17 protein-coding genes and 1 riboswitch are annotated in these 16,813 nt (G+C 67.0%); of the genes, 6 read left to right on the top strand and 11 right to left on the bottom strand.

Annotation, left to right across the window (positions count from 1 at the left end):
• Window positions 1-70: 70 nt before the first annotated feature.
• Window positions 71-583: a glutathione peroxidase gene (locus tag IV501_RS09870; protein WP_200555217.1), complete on the bottom strand. Its 513-nt coding sequence runs from the start codon at window positions 581-583 to the stop codon at window positions 71-73.
• A gap of 166 nt (window positions 584-749) precedes the next feature.
• On the opposite strand from IV501_RS09870, the gene IV501_RS09865 reads away from it, so the two are divergent.
• Complete coding sequence (locus tag IV501_RS09865) at window positions 750-1,715, top strand: J domain-containing protein (RefSeq protein WP_200555218.1); 966 nt, start codon at window positions 750-752, stop codon at window positions 1,713-1,715.
• A 52-nt stretch (window positions 1,716-1,767) separates the two neighbouring features.
• Here the strand turns inward: IV501_RS09865 and IV501_RS09860 are convergent, their stop codons facing one another.
• From IV501_RS09860 to IV501_RS09845, 4 genes are all read right to left on the bottom strand, one after another.
• The gene (locus tag IV501_RS09860; RefSeq protein WP_200555219.1) at window positions 1,768-3,348 is read right to left on the bottom strand and encodes a DUF2510 domain-containing protein; all 1,581 of its coding nucleotides are present in this window, start codon (window positions 3,346-3,348) and stop codon (window positions 1,768-1,770) included.
• Between the two features lie 158 nt (window positions 3,349-3,506).
• Entirely contained in the window at window positions 3,507-3,677 is a 171-nt protein-coding gene (locus IV501_RS09855; RefSeq protein ID WP_200555220.1) for a hypothetical protein, read from the bottom strand.
• A gap of 25 nt (window positions 3,678-3,702) precedes the next feature.
• Window positions 3,703-3,909: a hypothetical protein gene (locus tag IV501_RS09850; RefSeq protein WP_200555221.1), complete on the bottom strand. Its 207-nt coding sequence runs from the start codon at window positions 3,907-3,909 to the stop codon at window positions 3,703-3,705.
• A 74-nt stretch (window positions 3,910-3,983) separates the two neighbouring features.
• Window positions 3,984-4,196, bottom strand: a complete 213-nt coding sequence (locus IV501_RS09845) for a hypothetical protein (protein ID WP_200555222.1) — start codon at window positions 4,194-4,196, stop codon at window positions 3,984-3,986.
• 315 nt (window positions 4,197-4,511) lie between these two features.
• Between IV501_RS09845 and IV501_RS09840 the strand changes: the two genes are divergently transcribed.
• A complete protein-coding gene (locus tag IV501_RS09840; RefSeq protein WP_200555223.1) occupies window positions 4,512-5,225 on the top strand; it encodes an endonuclease/exonuclease/phosphatase family protein in 714 nt (237 codons plus the stop codon).
• 54 nt (window positions 5,226-5,279) lie between these two features.
• Window positions 5,280-5,372, top strand: a riboswitch (glycine riboswitch).
• 342 nt (window positions 5,373-5,714) lie between these two features.
• Window positions 5,715-7,043 (top strand): L-serine ammonia-lyase, encoded by a 1,329-nt coding sequence (locus tag IV501_RS09835; protein WP_234698114.1) that lies wholly within the window; start codon window positions 5,715-5,717, stop codon window positions 7,041-7,043.
• A gap of 33 nt (window positions 7,044-7,076) precedes the next feature.
• Here the strand turns inward: IV501_RS09835 and IV501_RS09830 are convergent, their stop codons facing one another.
• From IV501_RS09830 to IV501_RS09820, 3 genes are all read right to left on the bottom strand, one after another.
• Window positions 7,077-7,694, bottom strand: a complete 618-nt coding sequence (locus IV501_RS09830) for a hypothetical protein (protein WP_200555225.1) — start codon at window positions 7,692-7,694, stop codon at window positions 7,077-7,079.
• Window positions 7,695-7,835: 141 nt separating this feature from the next.
• Complete coding sequence (locus tag IV501_RS09825; protein ID WP_234698115.1) at window positions 7,836-8,990, bottom strand: hypothetical protein; 1,155 nt, start codon at window positions 8,988-8,990, stop codon at window positions 7,836-7,838.
• Window positions 8,991-9,108: 118 nt separating this feature from the next.
• Entirely contained in the window at window positions 9,109-10,110 is a 1,002-nt protein-coding gene (locus tag IV501_RS09820; protein ID WP_200555227.1) for a hypothetical protein, read from the bottom strand.
• Window positions 10,111-10,286: 176 nt separating this feature from the next.
• Here IV501_RS09820 and IV501_RS09815 point away from each other — a divergent pair, with 176 nt between their 5' ends.
• The 3 genes from IV501_RS09815 (at window position 10,287) to IV501_RS09805 (ending at window position 12,799) form a co-directional block, all read left to right on the top strand.
• On the top strand, window positions 10,287-11,606 hold the full coding sequence (locus tag IV501_RS09815; RefSeq protein ID WP_200555228.1) for a SufS family cysteine desulfurase: 1,320 nt from the start codon (window positions 10,287-10,289) through the stop codon (window positions 11,604-11,606).
• Window positions 11,603-12,052 (top strand): Fe-S cluster assembly sulfur transfer protein SufU, encoded by a 450-nt coding sequence (gene sufU, locus IV501_RS09810; RefSeq protein ID WP_200555229.1) that lies wholly within the window; start codon window positions 11,603-11,605, stop codon window positions 12,050-12,052. The genes IV501_RS09815 and sufU overlap by 4 nt, the downstream gene beginning before the upstream one ends.
• Window positions 12,053-12,226: 174 nt before the next feature.
• On the top strand, window positions 12,227-12,799 hold the full coding sequence (locus IV501_RS09805; protein ID WP_200555230.1) for a flavin reductase family protein: 573 nt from the start codon (window positions 12,227-12,229) through the stop codon (window positions 12,797-12,799).
• A 40-nt stretch (window positions 12,800-12,839) separates the two neighbouring features.
• On the opposite strand, the gene IV501_RS09800 is transcribed toward IV501_RS09805, so the two are convergent.
• The 3 genes from IV501_RS09800 to IV501_RS09790 form a co-directional block, all read right to left on the bottom strand.
• A complete protein-coding gene (locus IV501_RS09800) occupies window positions 12,840-13,040 on the bottom strand; it encodes a hypothetical protein (RefSeq protein ID WP_200555231.1) in 201 nt (66 codons plus the stop codon).
• Window positions 13,041-13,200: 160 nt separating this feature from the next.
• The gene (locus IV501_RS09795; protein ID WP_200555232.1) at window positions 13,201-13,875 is read right to left on the bottom strand and encodes an ABC transporter ATP-binding protein; all 675 of its coding nucleotides are present in this window, start codon (window positions 13,873-13,875) and stop codon (window positions 13,201-13,203) included.
• On the bottom strand, window positions 13,872-16,757 hold the full coding sequence (locus IV501_RS09790) for a hypothetical protein (protein WP_200555233.1): 2,886 nt from the start codon (window positions 16,755-16,757) through the stop codon (window positions 13,872-13,874). Before IV501_RS09790 ends, IV501_RS09795 begins: the two co-directional genes overlap by 4 nt.
• Window positions 16,758-16,813: the final 56 nt, after the last annotated feature.

Raw genomic sequence — 16,813 nt, 5'->3', positions numbered from 1 at the left:
GCCGCCGTCCGCGCCGGATCATGACTCCGCCAGTACTCGACAGTGCGGTCGTGACGCGACACGTCGATCTTTAGGCGGCTGGCAGAGCCTTCTCGATCAGGTCGATAATCGCCGGGTCGTCGGGCTCCGTGGTCGGACGGAAGCGGTGCACCTGACCGTCGGGCGTGATGACGAATTTTTCGAAGTTCCACTTCACGCGTCCGGCCTTGCCGTTCGCATCCGGAGTCTTCTTCAGCTCGGAGTAGAGCGGGTGAGCGTCTCGGCCATTGACCTTGACCTTCTCGAACATCGGAAAGCTGATGCCCCACGTGGTCGAGCAGTACTCCGCGATAGCTTCCTCTGTGCTGAGCTCCTGCAAGAACTGGTTGCTCGGAAAGCCGAGAACCGTGAAACCGCGGTCGGCGTAGAGCTTCTGCATCGCTTCGAGCTTCTCGTACTGCGGCGCGAGCCCGCAGCGCGAGGCGACGTTGACGATGAGTTTCACCTTGCCGTCGTACTCGGCCAGGGAAGTCTCAGCACCGGTGATGGTGGTGAGGGGGATGCTGTCGAGATTCGCAGCGGAAGACGCGTCGTTGGAAGTCATACATCAGCGAACCTCTCTCGTTTCCGCCCTATTCCCACTTGTCGCATTTTCGCGAGCGTCGCTTTCCCACGCCGACGGCGAACCTCGACTCGATCTCAGACTTCCTTCGCTATGGTCAAATGCTGAAGCGTGCGCTTCCCCGATTTCCGCCCCTCCGAAAGCGACCATGCCCGACAGCCCGATCTCGGCAACGCCATACGAGGTGCTGCGCGTCTCGACGACGGCGAGTACCGAGGAGTTGAAGGCCGCGTATCGTCGCCGCCTGCGCGAAACCCATCCCGACACCGGCGGCGACGCCGTCAGCTTCAGCGCTGTGCAAGCGGCCTGGGAGCGGATCGGAACTCCGGATGTCCGGGCCGCCTACGACAGAGGCTCGAGATCGCGGGCTTCCGCAGCCCCGCCCGGCGGCTTCGAGCAGCCCGACACGTCAGGTCACGGGTGGGAGCCGCGATCGCGCGCCCACCAGGCAGACACGCGGCCACGCGCTCGCTCTTACGGGCATCCGGGTGGCTGGCGTCGTGAGCGCTACCTCACCCTGCTGCGCGAGTGGGTGGGCCGCGGCGAGACGATCGACGATCCCTATGATCCAGCGCTGGTGCGCTCGGCCCCACGCGCGCTCCGACACCTGCTCGCCGATGCTCTCGCCGAGGAGTCGACCGCACGGACTCTTACCGACCTCGGCATCGGTTTCACGGTCTGGCACGACGTCGATACCGGCTCCGCGGAACAGAAAATCGACCACGTCGTGCTCGGCCCCACCGGTCTCTACGCAGTGCTGTCCGAGGACTTCGGCGACGTCGTGAGGGTTCGGAAGGGCGAGCTGCTCGTTCCAGCGGGGCTGGGCGATCGCCCGATGCACGACCTCGGAACTCGCGCCAAAGTGGTCGCCCGCGCGGCGCGGGTCACGTTCAGCGCGCTGCTCATCGTCGTCCCCGACGATGAACTCGACGAGTCCCTGCTCGTGCTGGGAGCGATCCGTGGCGCTACGACCGCGGTGGTGACGGCATCGCGGGTGGGCGCAGTGCTGCGCGAGGGGCTGCCCGGGGCGCGCACCGTCGGTGGGACTGAGCTGTTCGATGTTCGTACCCGGTTGCAGTCCGCGATCAGGTTCGTCGGCGTCGGTGGAAGCTGAGCCGGCCGAAACTGAGCCGGCGGAACTGACCCCGGGTGAGGGTCGGCGGTCGCTAGCTTCCGGTCAGATCCGCGAGCACAGCGGGTAAAGCGAAGATCAAAACTGCTGCAGCGGCTGCAGCGAGCACCACCCACACCACCAGCGGCGCGAGGGCACGAATGCCCATTCGCACCACCCGGATGGCGAGGTACAACGGCGGCACGATCGCATAGGCGACCGGTGCCACACTTGGCTGGCCATCGCGGAGCAGCGTCCAGCGATCGAGTGCGGCGAACACGAGATAAAGAATGATCGGGCCGAGCAGCACCGCCCAGCGGAGGACGCTCGCCTGCGTGAGATTGGCGTCGGTGGAATTTACGTTCGCCGGACTCGCCAGGTCGAACACCAGCCAGGCCAGCGCGAGGTGCAGCACGGGAAGCGCGGCAAACACCCAGACAGCCCAGGTGGCGACGCCGGCGTCGGTACCAGCAGCGTCGGAACGGGCGCTGTCGGAACGGGCACCGTCGGAACGGGCACCGCGCGCCATCGACGGCCGCCGGGTTTCCATCGGTGTGTAGGTCGGACCATCGCCTAGCGCCAGCGGGAAAGCATCCTTTGCCGCGGGAGTCGGAGCGGTGGCCCACGCATTCACGGGCCCGAGGGCGGTGACCGGAGAGGCGACCGGCATGGCACCGGTCGGAGTGATTCCGGCGAAGTCGAACAGCTCATCGCTCCTGGGTGACGACGCGGGTGCTGGTGGAGTGACGGTCGCACCAGCCGGTGTCGGCCCGGTGACGAAGTCGGCCAGGCTCGGGGCCGCCACGGTCGATCCTGGTAACGGAACGGGGCTTGGCAACGGAATAGCGCCTGGCAATGGGTTAGCGGAGGTGGCCTCGACGTGCTCCGGAGCGGAATCGACGGGCAGATCGATCGGCAGATCGATCTGCAGTGGCTCCGGGCTGGGGATTCCGATCGAGCCGATGGCAGAAGACGGCATGACGGTGGCGCTCTCCTCGGGAGGCGCCACGGCATCCGGTTCTGAGACCTCGCCCAGCGAGTCCACCGCGCGAGCGGCGGACACCGGTTGGGCAAGCAGCTGCTCGTCCTCAACCTCGACGATGTGGTCGACGGGCTCGGGCTCGATGGGCTCAGGTTCAATAGGCTCAGGCTCAATGGGCTCAGGTTCGAAACGGACAGGCTCGTCTGGCACCGACTCGACAGGCACCGACTCGACAGGCGCGACGGTCTCTGCGTTGGCGCGCGCTTCTTCGGCCAGGCGTTCCCGCGCTCGAGCCTCGCGGCGAGTGAGCGGAGGTGCCTCGGCTGAGCCCGCGGAACCAGCAGAGACCGCAGAGCCAGCAGAGGCCGCCACAACCGGCGACTCAGGCTCGTCCGGCGCGGCACCGGCGGATGATCCATCACCGAACCAAGAGGCACTGTGTTCGACCACCGTCGGCTCAGCGCTGGCCGAGGCCGCGATCGCCCCGCGCGGGGCGGGCGCCGACGCCAGCTCGGCCGGGGGAGCGCCCGTGCGAGCGTCGATGAAGTTGTCGGTCCAGCCGTCGCCATCCCACCAGCGGAGGTAGGGGCTGCCTGCCGGATCCGCGAACCATCCCGCGGGCGGCGCCGGGGGCCTGTCGCTGTTGCCTGCCACGACTGCGTCCTCACATCAATCCGGGCCGCTCAGGCCTTCGCACGGGTGTTCGCCGCCCGACGGGACAGCAATGGCTTGACCCTACTACCGGCGGCTCACCGGGCGGGCGCAACGCTCCGCTAGCGTGTCGCACTCGCTTGCGACCGCTCGAAACGCGGTCAGTCGCCCGTGCTGGGGCCTAGCTCATCCGGTTCTGGAGCGACCGCGGGCGCCGGCGCTGCGGGGTCGTCAGCAAGCACTTGCTCACCTGCCACCTCATCGTCGGTATGGGGGTTGCGGGATTCGATGTCCCGCGCGATCGGGTCGCGCCCGTTCGATGAACCACTCATCGCGTTCCTTTCGTCGTGCATAGTTTCAGTCGAGCGATGTGGGCGAGCCGTCGGCCGTTGATCCCGGCGACAACGAGCCGTCGGCCGCGACCGCCGGTGCCGGCGCGGTCTCATCCGCATCCTCGGGCAGGTTGTCGAGGCTGTCATCGATCGACATCGGCTCGCCGGTCTCTTCGCCGTGGCTGCCGTCGGTGGGTCCCTGGTCGGGCAGCGGGGGGTTGATGTCAGACATAGGTGGTCCTTTCGGTGGTGCAGTCGTGTCGAGTAGTTCGTATCGATCTGTTCACATCGAGCTGGGGTGTGCAGTCAGGGGAGGGGGGATCCCGCAGGCGGTTCTCCCTCGGCCCCTCCGCCGTCAGGCAGCTCGTCGAGAATCGACTCTTCTACCGGGTCATCCGCGCTGGCGGGATCGGTGAAGTCGGCATCCTGCGGAATGCTTCCGTCGCCATACAGCTCCGTTGCGCTCTGAGCTGTTGCGCTCTGATCCTGTGCGCCCTCGGGCGTTTTCTGATCGGACACTGCGGTCCTTCCTCGACGACGTAGTTCGGCGTCACACCACGGACGATATTCCCGTTGACCCAACCTGCAACCCCTTGGCGCCGAATGGATGATGGCGGTGCTCCGTCTGAGCGCGTGCAGAGTCTTGGCTGAGCATCCGAGCAAACGGGCACGTCGCTGTAACGCGCTCGACTCATGGCGAACCTATGCTGAGTGGTCGCGACGATGCACACGAGAGACGGTGCACAAGCGACACGGTGCACATGCGAACTGTGCATCATCGGCCTGCATCACTGACGAGCGCCGGCTGCGGCAACATCGACGATTGGTAAGAGAGTGCTTCGTGTCATCAGTTACAACCTCCGTGAGGACCATGCCAGCGGTGAGCTCACCGCCCTGGTGCGGGGCAACGACCTCGACGTTCTCTGCCTGCAGGAGGCGGACACAGACAAGTTGCCGGCTGAACTCGGCAATCTGCACATGGCGGACTCCACCAAGCGCAACCGCCTCGGCCTCGCCCTGTATTACAACCGCGAACGCTTCACCGCCCTCAGCACCCAGACGTTCGCCCTCAAAAAGTCGATGCACGACCGCGTCATGCGTCCGGCCCACGAGCGCCTGATCGGCACGAGACTCACCGACCTGCGCGACGACCGCGACCTCATCGTCGCCTCCTTCCACGCTGCTCCGCTCACCGCTCTCAATTCGCTGCGTCGTGAGCAGATCCGCGCCGCGCACGAACAACTGCGCACCATGGGCGAGGGCATTCCCGAGCTGATGGTGGGGGACTACAACTATCCGCTGTTCCAAAACCGTCTGAACCGCACGGTCAAGGAGTCGGGCTACGAGCTGTCGCTCAGCGACCGTCGTACCTACACCCGCTACAAGTTCTTCCGCGGGCACTTCGATTTCGCCACCTCGATGGGACTGCGCATCGACAGCGTCGAGACGCTCAAGCGTGGCGTCTCCGACCACCTGCCGATCCTCATCCGAGCCTCCTGGTTGGATGCCGCCCCGCTCGAGACTCCCGCGGCCAGTCTTCCGGCCTAACCTGCCCGATCGCGACGCCCGGGAGTACTCTCGGACTACAAGTCAATACGCCTTCGAACCGCTGCGGGAGAGTTCTTCCACCCGTGAAGACGCCGTAGGAGCAATCCCCTCCGGGAATCTCTCAGGCCCAAGTACCGCGCGGTGAGGCGACTCTGGAAAGCAGCGCGGCATCCAGTCGTGTTCACCGTCGGTGCAAGCGCCTCAGTCGAGGATGTCGAAACTCTCAGGTCCGATACAGAGCGGAGGGAACGCATCACGGTGCGCACACCGACCCGCTCGACCCAAAGGTTTCCATGACTGACATCGCGTTTCATGACTGACACTGCGCCAAGTGACGTAGGCCCGCGCACCGCTCCGGCTGAGCGTGGATTCCGCCGCACCGGCCGAGCGTCTGCGACTCGTGACCTCGGCCCCGCTCTTCCACCGCTCAGCGTTTTCGACCTGTTTACTGTCGGCATCGGGCCGTCAAGCTCGCACACCGTGGGCCCAATGCGCGCGGCCGCCGCATTCGCCGCCGAGCTGTGCGAGCCCGAGGCCTCCGGCGTCGAGCTGATCGATCGCGTGCGGGCCATCCGCGTGCACCTCTACGGCTCGCTGGCGGCCACCGGAGCCGGTCACGGCACGATGGACGCCGTGCTGGTCGGACTCGAGGGCTACCTGCCCGACGAGATTCTGCCCGCGGAGATGACCGAGCGACTCGCGGCGCAGCGGGTGAGCGGCGAAGTGCTGGTCTCGGGGCGTCGGCCGGTGGCGCTTATGGCATCGGACATCCGTTTGCACCCGCTCACGGTGCTCGACCAGCACACCAACGGGATGGTCTTCGAGGCGTTGGACGCCGACGGCGCTCTGCTGCGCGCAGCCACCTACTTCTCGATCGGTGGCGGCTTCATCGAGCGCGAGGGGGCCGGGCGGGTCGACGTGTCGAGTGGCCCCGACCCGCTTCCGTTCGCCACGGCGGCCGAGCTGCTCGCCCATTGCAGCGCAGAGGGTCTGCCGATCAGTGGCGTGATGCTGCGCAACGAGCTCTCTCGGCGGAGCGAACCGGAGGTGATGGCCGGGCTCATGCACATCCGCGACGTGATGGAGGAGTGCAAGAACAACAGCCTCGCCCGCAGCGGAAATCTTCCTGGTGGCCTCAACGTGCGTCGTCGCGCCCCTGACTGGCACCGCCGCCTGCTTGCGGAGGACGTCGACCGCAGCCCGATCTACTGGCAGGAATGGGTGAACCTGGTCGCTCTGGCGGTCAACGAGGAGAACGCCTCGGGTGGGCGAGTGGTGACAGCGCCCACCAATGGTGCCGCCGGAATCATCCCCGCCGTGCTGTTCTACGCCACGCACTATGCGCCCGGCATGGCCAGCGCCACGGCCGAGGAGAAGGATGCCGTGGTCGCGCGCTTTCTACTCGCCTCCGCGGCCGTCGGCGTGCTCTACAAGCGCCAGGCCTCCATCTCGGGTGCCGAGGTCGGCTGCCAGGGCGAGGTCGGCTCGGCTTCGTCGATGGCTGCTGCAGGTCTCGCCGAGATTCTCGGCGGCACCCCGGAGCAGGTCGAGAATGCCGCCGAGATAGCGATGGAGCACAACCTCGGTCTCACCTGCGATCCCATCGGTGGTCTCGTACAGATTCCGTGCATCGAACGCAATGCGATTGCCGCCGCGAAAGCCATCAACGCCGCCCGCATGGCGCTCTGGGGCGATGGCGATCACCGGGTGTCGCTTGACGAGGTCATCGTGACGATGCGGGAGACCGGGCGCGACATGAGCTCCAAGTACAAAGAGACCTCGATGGGCGGCCTCGCCGTCAACGTGGTGGAGTGCTAGCGAGCCAGAAGTGCTAGTGAGCGAGCAGTACGTCTAGCCACCGAAATCGTCCGGCAGCGCGTCCCGCTTGCCGCTGGCCCGAAGCGCCAGGTTGCGCCTCTCCCAATCCCGAATCGCCTGGCGCTGCGGCTCTATCGCCATCGATTCCCCGCAGTCCACAAGGCGTTTGCCACAGCTGCAGGTGGCCTTGTCGGTGCTGTGATGGAGGCGGTCGAGCTGCCAGAGCACGGCCATAATGCGGTCGTTGAGACGATTTGCGAGTTCGGCACGACGCTCGGCCCGGGTCACTACCTCGTTCTCGACCAGAGCGCGGGATCCGCCGAGGTCGGTCGCGGCGAAGTCGTTCGCGATAGCGGTGGTGAGTTCTGCCACGCGGGCTCGCAGCTCCGTTTCGGTGGCGGCCGCGGACATCCGTTCCGCGTCCGTCGTCTCGGCAAGATCCCTATACCGCTGAGCCAGTTCGCTGTACCGCGCCGACCACATCGCGAGGTGATCGAGGTCCCGCTTCTCTGCCTTGCCGTCGCCGTAGTGGCGGGAGCATTGCGCGCAGACCAGTTGGTCGTTCGGCGACGAGAACGTGAAGGGTTGGATCAGGCGGCAGCAGTAGCACTCGACGTCGACGGCGACGTGCAGCGGGTAGGGGTGAGCCATCGATCTCCTGGGGGTGGACGCACGAGTGGACCAGTGCGTGGACGGGCGGACAGCTGGTTCAGTGGAGCGTACCGCGGGCGCGCGACTGCGCGAGTCGCGCCGCCGAGGCGAGCACGACCCGCGCGGTCGTTCGTCATGCCGCTAAGCGCGCAGTGCCCGACGACGAGCGCTGAAGGCGAGGCCGAGGCCCGCGATCACGGCCAGCAGGCCGACCAGCACGCCGCCGAGCACACCGTTCGCTCCAGTGAAGGCCAGCGCCGACGGAGAGACGGCCGCCGAGACCGACAGCGCCGCGGTGCCGAGCGAACCGGACGGGGACGTCGTCGTGGTCACGGGCGTGGTTCCGGGGTCGGTCGGAGCAACCGGGGTCACTGGCGGGGTCACCGGAGTGACCGGGGTGACGGGCTCGACCGGCAGGGTCGGTGTGGTCGGGCCATCCGTCGCAGTGTCACCGATGATGCTGATCGCGTTGCCGCTGAGGGTGATCGGCAGGTTCAGACCGAGACCGAGCTGTGTGCCACCGAGGATGCCGCCGTCACCGAGGGTGGTCGACCCACCGGTGATGGGACCGCCGGTACCGGCAGTCGTGCCGCCGGTCGAGCCGGACGACGACGAGTCGCCCAGCACGCTGATCGCATTGCCGGTCACGCCGATCGGAGCGGAGACATTGGGCACGATTTGTGTTCCACCGAGAATCGAGTCGGTTCCGGTGGTGGTGCTGCCCGTTGCGCCCATTCCAGTTCCGGTGCTGCTGGAGCCGCCCGTGCTGGATCCTGTGCTGCTGGATCCGGTGCTGGACGAGTCGCCCAGCACGCTGATCGCGTTACCGGTGATGCCGATCGGCGCGACCGCCGTCGGGAGCACCTGCGTGCCGCCAGCAACACCGTCGTTGCCATTGGTCGTCGCGGGTGCCGCGGGTGCGGTCGGGGTTGCCGCGGGAGCGGGTGCCACCGATCCCGTGGATGCCGAATCGCCGAGCACGCTAATGGCGTTACCGGTGACCGTCACCGGCAGCACAGCGTTCACCACTGCCTGGGTGCCGCCGAGCAGCGACTGGGTGCCGCTAGTCGTCGGTACCGCCGGAGCGGGAGCCGCGGGAGCCGGAGCGGGAGCTACCGAGCCGGTGCTCGCGCTGTTGCCGAGCAGCGAGATCGCGTTGCCGCCGATGGTGATCGGTGCGGTGACGCCGGCGATGGCCTGGGTTCCCGAACCAACACCGTCGCTACCGCCGGTCTCGGCGGCGTTGGCCGCGGTTGCGCCGAGGAGCGTGAGGCCCCCGACGAAGAGAGCACCCATGAGGGCTCTAGAGACTATTTTGTTCATGACTGAAGTACTCCGATTCTTGGGTCTGATTGAGTCCCGCTATCGCGGGGAGGATCCGTCTGTCATCGGCGACGCGATGACACGGATCGGCTCAGTCAGGCGAAGAACCGGGGTCGAGCGTGAGGGAAGACGGAAGGGAGTCGTCAGCCGACGCGATCGCGACGGCAGCTCCGACCGGCACGGCAAAGGCGAAGTCGGCGGAGAGCGCTGGCGACGCCGCACCGCCAGAACCGGCACCGCTGGAAAGAGACCCAGAGAGCACCCCGACGGATCGGTCTGCGGGCGAGCCACCGAACGGCGAGGTTGGCGCTCCCGGCGCCGATGGCGCAAAGGAAGACACTGGGGCGCGGAGAGACAACACGACATTCGACGCTGACGTGCTCGAAAGGGCCCGGATGAAACGGATGTCCGACCGCGAATCCGACGCCACCGCCGCCGCTGTCGGGTCGGCTGCGCCAAACGCCGCCCCCAGGTCAGGGTTCAGCGTGATCGAGGGGATCACCCCTGCGCCGTGCACCGGGGTCAGGACGGGTCCGACAACCGTGCCCACGACATCCGTCACGGTGCCGAACAGCGGGGTGACCAGCGGGGTGACCACCGGGCCGAGTACTGGGCCGACAACCCCGTCGAGGCTGGAGGTCACCGGCGACGTAGCTGCCGTTACCGGGGCAGCACCGGTGAGCTGCGAAACCACCGGAACAGCCGCGACGACGGCATCCACGGTGCGGGTGATCGGCGCCACAACGGTGGTCACGGGCTGCGCAGCGGGTTGGACGGTCGGTTGAACAATTGCTGTGACGGTGCGGGTGACTGCCTGAGTTACCGGGGCCACCACCGCCGGCTGCTGGGGGAGAACCGCAGCAACGGCGGAATCAACCGTGGAAGAAAGGGAGCCGAGGAGGGACGGAGCTGGAGCCAAGGGCTGCGCCGCGGGGGCTGCCGGTGAGGCTTCGTCGGCCGACGCCGAATTGGTGGTACCGACGACCACCCAGAGCACGGCGAGTGCAACGCCGAAGAGAACGAGGAAGAGGGCACGCGGGAGAGTGGTCCCCGCCTGCTCCAACTCATCCAACTGCGACACGTCTCGACGCATTTCCATCACCCCCCGATGATGTGTGCAACGGTACGCCGCACAGAATGCTCTGTCTACGGCACCGGCCCCCATTTTTCTGGGCGTCTTCTGCGCACTCGCCGCACAGTCATATAAACACCCAGTCCTCTGCACGCTCCGGCCTCCGCACAACCGGTCGGCGCTAACCTAGAAGGGCAATGAACCAGGAGGTCCGCGTGACCATCAGCAGTCCCGTCACCCGCGTCGACACCTTCACCCCGCAAGAGCTCGAACGCGTCCGCTCCGATTTTCCGACCCTGAGCACCGAGGTCAACGGACACTCGCTCACCTACCTCGACTCCGGCGCCACCTCCCAGAAGCCACTCGCCGTGCTCGATGCCGAGCGTCGGTACCTCGTCACCGAGAATTCCGCGGTGCACCGCGGCGCGCACAGTCTTGCCGCCGAGGCGACAGAGACCTTCGAGAACGCTCGAGCGACCGTCGCGCGCTTCGTCGGCGCCGGCGAAGACGAGATCGTCTGGACGTCGGGCGCGACGGCCGCGCTCAACCTGCTCGCCTATTCACTTTCCAACGCTGGAAGCGGGGGAGCTGACGCCGAGCGTTTTCGCGTCGGCCCCGGCGACGAGATCCTGGTCACGGAACTCGAGCACCACGCCAACCTGATCCCCTGGCAGCAGCTCGCCGCGCGCACCGGGGCGACCCTACGTTTCGTGCCGATCGATGATGATGGTGCGCTCGACCTCGACGACCTCGACCGTCTGATCACCGAAAGAACGAAGATCGTCGCCGTCACCCACGTCTCGAATGTGCTCGGTGCCGTCACACCGATCGAGCTGTTCGTCGCGCGAGCACATGCCGTCGGGGCTCTCGTCGTTCTCGACGCCTGCCAGTCCGCGCCGCATCTCGCCCTCGACCTGCACGCCCTCGATGTCGACTTCGCCGCGTTTTCGGGGCACAAGATGCTCGCCCCCACCGGCATCGGCGTGCTGTACGGGCGCCGCGAGCTGCTGAACGCCCTCCCGCCATTTCTCACCGGCGGTTCGATGATCACCACGGTGACCATGGAAAGCGCCGAATTCCTCCCGGCGCCGCAACGATTCGAGGCCGGCACGCAACCCGTGTCTCAGGCGATCGCGCTCGGCGCTGCCGTGGACTACCTCAGCTCCGTCGGCATGGATCGCATCGCCGCCCACGAGGAGCTGCTGGGGCAGCAGCTGGCGGAAGGATTGAGCGCCATCGACGGGGTGCGGTTGCTCGGACCGGCGGCCGGCGAACGCCGGACCGGACTGGCGAGCTTCGCTGTGGCGGACATCCATGCTCACGATCTCGGTCAGTTTCTCGACGACCGCGGAATTGCGGTGCGCGTCGGGCACCATTGCGCGCAACCGCTTCACCGCCGCCTCGGTCTCACCTCGAGCACTCGGGCCAGTACCTACCTCTACTCCACCGAGAACGAGGTCGACGAGTTCCTGTCCGGCGTCACCGACGCCATCACCTTCTTCGGAGTACGGCCATGAGCACCACCGACCTGCAGAACCTCTACCAGGAGGTCATCCTCGATCACTCCCGGCGGCCGCACGGCTTCGGGCTGCGTGCCGATCCCGACGCACACTCGCACCAGCTGAATCCCACCTGCGGCGACGAGATCACCCTCGAGTTGCACCGCGAGCAGGGAACGGATGTCGTGACCGCGGTGCGCTGGGAAGGACACGGCTGTGCGATCTCCCAGGCCTCGGCCTCGCTCTTCTCCGGCCTCGCCGAGGGACTCACGACCGCGGAGATCAGCACCCGCATCGATTCGTTCCGCGAGGCGATGCGCTCCCGCGGCACCATCGAGCCCGACGAGGAGCTGCTCGGCGACGCGGTGGTTCTCGGAGGGGTGTCTAAGTACATCGCTCGGGTGAAATGCGCGATGCTCGCCTGGGTTGCCGCGGAGGACGCGCTGGCGAAGCTCGGCGCGTAGCCCCCTGCCCCGCGCTGGATCGCCACCTCCCGCCGCTCATCGAACCTGCGGCAGCGAGGCAAGCGGGCGTCACACGCGGTCATGTCGTTGCTCTTCACCGCCTCAGCGACGAGGCTGAGAGAAGACAGTCGAATCAGAGACAGTCGAATCAGGGTCAAGAAAGTCGGAGCACAGATGAGTTCGAGCAGTCCGGCACCTCAGCCACAACACAGCCCGTTGGCACAGGTGCAGAGCATCGACGAGCACGCCGGGCTCAGTGCGACTGACTTCAAACTCGCATTTCGCAATCACCCTGCCGGAGTCGCGGTTGTGACCGCCGACGCCGGCGACGGGCCCGTCGGCTTGACCGTGACATCCGTCTTCTCGGTCAGTGCCGAACCACCGCTTCTGGTGTTCTCCATTTCTGGCACGTCGTCGAGTGCGCCGACTCTGAACCGGGCGGACACCGTGGTGGTGCATCTGCTCGGCGCCGACCAGCTCCAGGTCGCCAAGCTGTTCGCGACGAGCGGGGTCGACCGTTTCGCCGACACCTCCAGCTGGAGTCGCCTGGTTACGGGCGAGCCGTACCTTCCTGGCGCCCCGGTGTGGATCCGCGGCCGCATCATCAACCGTATGGTGGCGGGCAGCTCCACCGTGATTGCGGTACACGCGCTGCAGGCGCACATCTCCGAGTCCGAAGCGCCGCCGCTCGTCTACCACAACCGCACCTGGCACCACGTGGGGGAGCATTCCCGTCTCGAGGGCTGACGCTCATCCCGTCACCCGCGGTTTCGCGCACCTGACCGGTTTAGGCGGTGGCGTAGAGCTCGCGTAACGCCTCATCGAAGGTCGTATACCGCCCGATGGGCCGCGATTCCGGGTCGGCCAGCATCAGCCCCTCAGAGGTTCGCACCAGCGAACCGGCCTTGACGCCAGTTACCTGGTGGTGGATGACCCACCGCCCCTGCCCGGCATCGACAATGTAAAACATCTCACCGATGGTCGCCATGATGCGCCGCCTTCCTGACTGCAGCACAACAGTAGGCTCGGGCGGCCCGCGGCCGGTGGCGTGCGGATGACCGGTGGGCGACGATCGGGTTAACGGAGCGCACACCGGTTGCACGCAGCGAACCGCTGACGACCCGCTGTCGAACCACCGCTAATGGTGATCAGACGAGCTGCGTTCTCGATTCGGCTGCGTCGATCAGCCGTTCGTCGTGGGAGGCGACCAGTACCGCCTTGCCATCGCGCACCAGGTCGCGCAGGATCGAGATCACCGAATCGGCGCTCTCGCGGTCGAGGCCGGCCGTCGGCTCGTCGACCATGACCACCGGAGGGTCGAGCAATAGAGCACGGGCGAGCGCCACCCGCTGCCGTTCACCGCCACTCAGTCGGGCCGGATGACTGCTGGCCCGATCCCAGACGCCGAGCCTGTTCATCAGCTCCGCGGCATGGGGCGCAAGTTCGGTGCTGCGCCGTGCCGGAACCGCGGGGAGCAGCACGTTCTCCAAGGCGGAGAGGCCCGGGATGAGCGACCCTCCCTGGTCGAGGTAGCCAATGCTCGCGCCGCGTAGATTCGTAACGTAGTCGTCGCGGAGCTGCACGATGCTTTCGCCCGCCCACAGGACGTCACCGAGGGTCGGGGGAACGAGTCCCGCCGCCACTCGCAGCACGCTCGTCTTGCCAGAGCCGCTTCGTCCGGCGATGCAGTGCATCGAGCCCGCGTGGAGGCCGAGCGTGAGGTCATCCACCACCACCAGCGGCTCACGGCCGGGACGCTCGTAGTCGATCCTCACGCCAGCGAGGCGCACGGCGACATCAGTCGTCACCCGGGAGTGCATCATGAACGGGTTCCCTTTCGTGAATCGACCAGCAGTGCGGCCGAGACCAGCGCAGCCGCCAGCACCGCCACGACGACGAGAGCGGTGCGGTCTACCGGGTCTGTTGCGGTCGCCCCCATCCAGGCGAGTTCTGCGGCGATGACTATGGCCGGAACCACGATGACGCCAAGCTCTGCGTGGCGTGCCGAGCGCAGGTTACGGGCTGACCAGCCCATCGCCCGCAGTGCTGAATCGTCAGCGGCGCGACGGGCGACGACGATACGTCGCACGACGAGCGACAGCGCCACTCCCGCCACGAGTGCGACAGCACCGAGCAGCAGCTGGGCCACCGCGGCCTGATCGACGGTGAGTCGCGCCACGAGGCTCGCGCCAGCCGAACGTCGGCCGTCGATGAACACTTCAGCGACCCCCGCCGCCGACAGACCTGCCAGCACGATCGCCGCTGCCTGCGAAATGGACACGGGCAACTGACTTCGGGCTCGCCGCAGGCCGAACCGCAGGGTCGTGGTCACGCCGTAGCGAGCTCCGCCACGATTCGCGGATGCCCGCCGCGGCCGCATCGGCGTGTGCGTCTGCGTCCGGGACCTCACCGCGCGCGCGCCGCCGGCGATTGCGGCGAGTGCGGAGGTAAGGGCGACCACGCTCGTGGCTGCAGCGATCAGCACGGGCGTCGTCGCCATCCCGGACAGGAGGATAGCGGCGACGCCCGCCAGGACGACGAGTACCACTCCGTTGATCTCCTCTGCGGCCAGCCAACGACGGACGCGCCATGACGTCCAGCCCATTGTGCGCAGAGCGCCGGCAGCTTCCCGGCGACGCGGGATCGAAACGACCTGCACCGTGGCGAGTAGCAAAATGACACCCCCGAGCGCGATTCCGAGCACGGCCAGCGACGACGTCGAGACCGCGGTGTCGGCGAGAGCCGCGGCGCCGAGTTCAGACCACTGCTGGCGCACACCGTGCAGGGTTCCGACCCGCTGCTTCTCATCGGCGGTGGTGGTGCCGAACGCATAGTTGTCGACGGCAAGGTCGACGGACGTAGGCGACGAGCCGGCAACGAGGGTTGCCGTGAAGCCGAGCTGGCGAATCGCGGCGGCGACGCTCGCCACTCGTTCTCGCGCATCCTGGGTGTACGCGGAGATGCCAGCGACGCGCACTCGGATGGCGGAGACGGGATCCTTCTGACCCCAGGCGGCCGCACTCGCGATGGGCGCGATCGCGACGGTGCGCGGGCTCACCAGTCCCAGTCCGGAGACGCTCGGCAGCATCTTCATCCGCTCGCCGTCGCGCTCGACGGTGGTTTCCGCGGACTGGTAGGCGCCCAGGGGGACGTAGCTCTCTGGCGATTGCAGTTTCGCTACCTGGCTCGTCGAGAACGACCCGACGGGAACGACGAGGTTCTGGTGGGTGAAGTCCATCGGACCGATCGACGACACCGAGCTGTAGACGCTCTCCAGGCCGGCATCCGTGCCCGACTTCTTCGCCGCGAACGGGTCTCCGCCGTCCCGCATCGACGGCGACACGGGTCGCGCGAAGCCCGTCCCGGTCAGCGTTGTGGGGGAATGCGGCTTCGTCGGCATGCCGCCCACCGCTCCGAGCCAGTTGAGCGAGAGGACGTCGTAGGTCGGGTCGAGTGACAGTCGGTCGGGGTCGGTTCCCGGCCAGGGGACTTCGACCGTTCCACGCGCAAACGGGTTCAGCAGGCCCGACGCATCGGCTGTCGATGTGCCGACCGGAGTTCCCGTGCCCTGCGGCAGGGTGAACGACTCGGACCCGACATCGCCTCCCGTGCGTGGGGCTGGCCCGAGTGCGCTGATGGTCGCGGTCATCGTCAACGGCGCCGAGCCCGTCGAGGTCGTCAGGAGAGGCACGAAATTTTCGTCGACTGTCTCTGAGGCGCCCTGGTCGACCTGGTATTCGGCGAAGAAGTCCGCGTACTCCTTCGCGATCTCCGGGTCGTTCGAGAATCGATTCTGCGTGTGCATCTCCGACGCCCGAGCCTTTCGCTGCTCGACGAAGTTCCGAGCGAACGGGCTGGATGTGCGTGTCGCCCACCGGTCCATGTCAGCGGCAGAGGTTCGGGCGTGGGCGCGAACCGACTGCAGCGGCGCCAGGAACCGGCCGGCCTTTCCGAGTATGGCGCGTTCGGCATCCGGGTCGACCAGGGTGATCCGGGTCGACCCCACCGGCGACATCATTGCCGGAAATCGAATCACGCCATCGGTCAACAGCCCGCCTAACCGAGTGGATGATCCCTCGAACACGGTCGCGGCATTCTGGTAGGTGGCGCTCACCTCGGCACACAGGTGAGGGTATTTGGCGACGTCCACCGGGTGATCGAGAAACGTGCACGATGTCGGTGCCGGCGGCTTCGGCGTCTCGTCGATGACGACGGTGTTGGTCGTGCTCGAGACGAGTCTCTCTCCGAGACCATCGTTCGTGGTCAGCCGCGTCGTCACGGTGAAGGCCTGCGGAACCTCGGAGGCACCCGCGACGCCCTTCGGCACTGACACCAACGGAAATCCGTAGCGCAGTTGCGCAGCCTGCACCTCGCCGATCGGTGCGGCGACGTCGATGCCCTCGATCGAGCGGATCGTGGCGACAGCGGCCAGCGGCATCCGTTTTCCGCTCGACAGCGCATTGGTCGGAAGCAGACCGTTCGAGGGCGGATGACTGCCCTTCGCCGTCACCAGGATGTCGTACGCACCCCGCCAGTTCGCATCGAGCGTGTGCTGCAAGATGCTCGCTGCCGCGCTCTGGATTCCCGCAGCCGAGAGTGTGACGACGGCGAGCAGCACCACCGCGATGAGCCGTGCTCGATCCCGCCCCAGGCGCCGCATCGCGCCCGGTACTCGCATTCGAACGGGAGCCTTCTCTGCGGTCACGATTTCAGAGTTTATCTCGACGTCTGGCGGTGCCCGCAACCGCGAGGTGCTACGGG

The sequence above is a fragment of the Lacisediminihabitans changchengi genome (assembly GCF_016634425.1).
In the GTDB taxonomy this organism is placed as follows: Bacteria; Actinomycetota; Actinomycetes; order Actinomycetales; family Microbacteriaceae; genus Lacisediminihabitans; species Lacisediminihabitans changchengi.
This window is presented reverse-complemented; position numbering and strand designations above follow the sequence as displayed.

Bases quoted from the DNA above. Each gene is read 5' to 3' on its own strand.
- IV501_RS09855 (WP_200555220.1), bottom strand. From the start codon at position 3,677: ATGAGTGGTTCATCGAACGGGCGCGACCCGATCGCGCGGGACATCGAA.
- IV501_RS09795 (WP_200555232.1), bottom strand. From the start codon at position 13,875: ATGATGCACTCCCGGGTGACGACTGATGTCGCCGTGCGCCTCGCTGGC.
- IV501_RS09830 (WP_200555225.1), bottom strand. From the start codon at position 7,694: ATGGCTCACCCCTACCCGCTGCACGTCGCCGTCGACGTCGAGTGCTAC.
- IV501_RS09870 (WP_200555217.1), bottom strand. From the start codon at position 583: ATGACTTCCAACGACGCGTCTTCCGCTGCGAATCTCGACAGCATCCCC.
- IV501_RS09820 (WP_200555227.1), bottom strand. From the start codon at position 10,110: ATGCGTCGAGACGTGTCGCAGTTGGATGAGTTGGAGCAGGCGGGGACC.
- IV501_RS09805 (WP_200555230.1), top strand. From the start codon at position 12,227: ATGAGTTCGAGCAGTCCGGCACCTCAGCCACAACACAGCCCGTTGGCA.
- IV501_RS09865 (WP_200555218.1), top strand. From the start codon at position 750: ATGCCCGACAGCCCGATCTCGGCAACGCCATACGAGGTGCTGCGCGTC.
- IV501_RS09815 (WP_200555228.1), top strand. From the start codon at position 10,287: ATGAACCAGGAGGTCCGCGTGACCATCAGCAGTCCCGTCACCCGCGTC.
- IV501_RS09800 (WP_200555231.1), bottom strand. From the start codon at position 13,040: ATGGCGACCATCGGTGAGATGTTTTACATTGTCGATGCCGGGCAGGGG.
- IV501_RS09835 (WP_234698114.1), top strand. From the start codon at position 5,715: ATGCGCGCGGCCGCCGCATTCGCCGCCGAGCTGTGCGAGCCCGAGGCC.
- IV501_RS09850 (WP_200555221.1), bottom strand. From the start codon at position 3,909: ATGTCTGACATCAACCCCCCGCTGCCCGACCAGGGACCCACCGACGGC.
- sufU (WP_200555229.1), top strand. From the start codon at position 11,603: ATGAGCACCACCGACCTGCAGAACCTCTACCAGGAGGTCATCCTCGAT.
- IV501_RS09825 (WP_234698115.1), bottom strand. From the start codon at position 8,990: ATGGGTGCTCTCTTCGTCGGGGGCCTCACGCTCCTCGGCGCAACCGCG.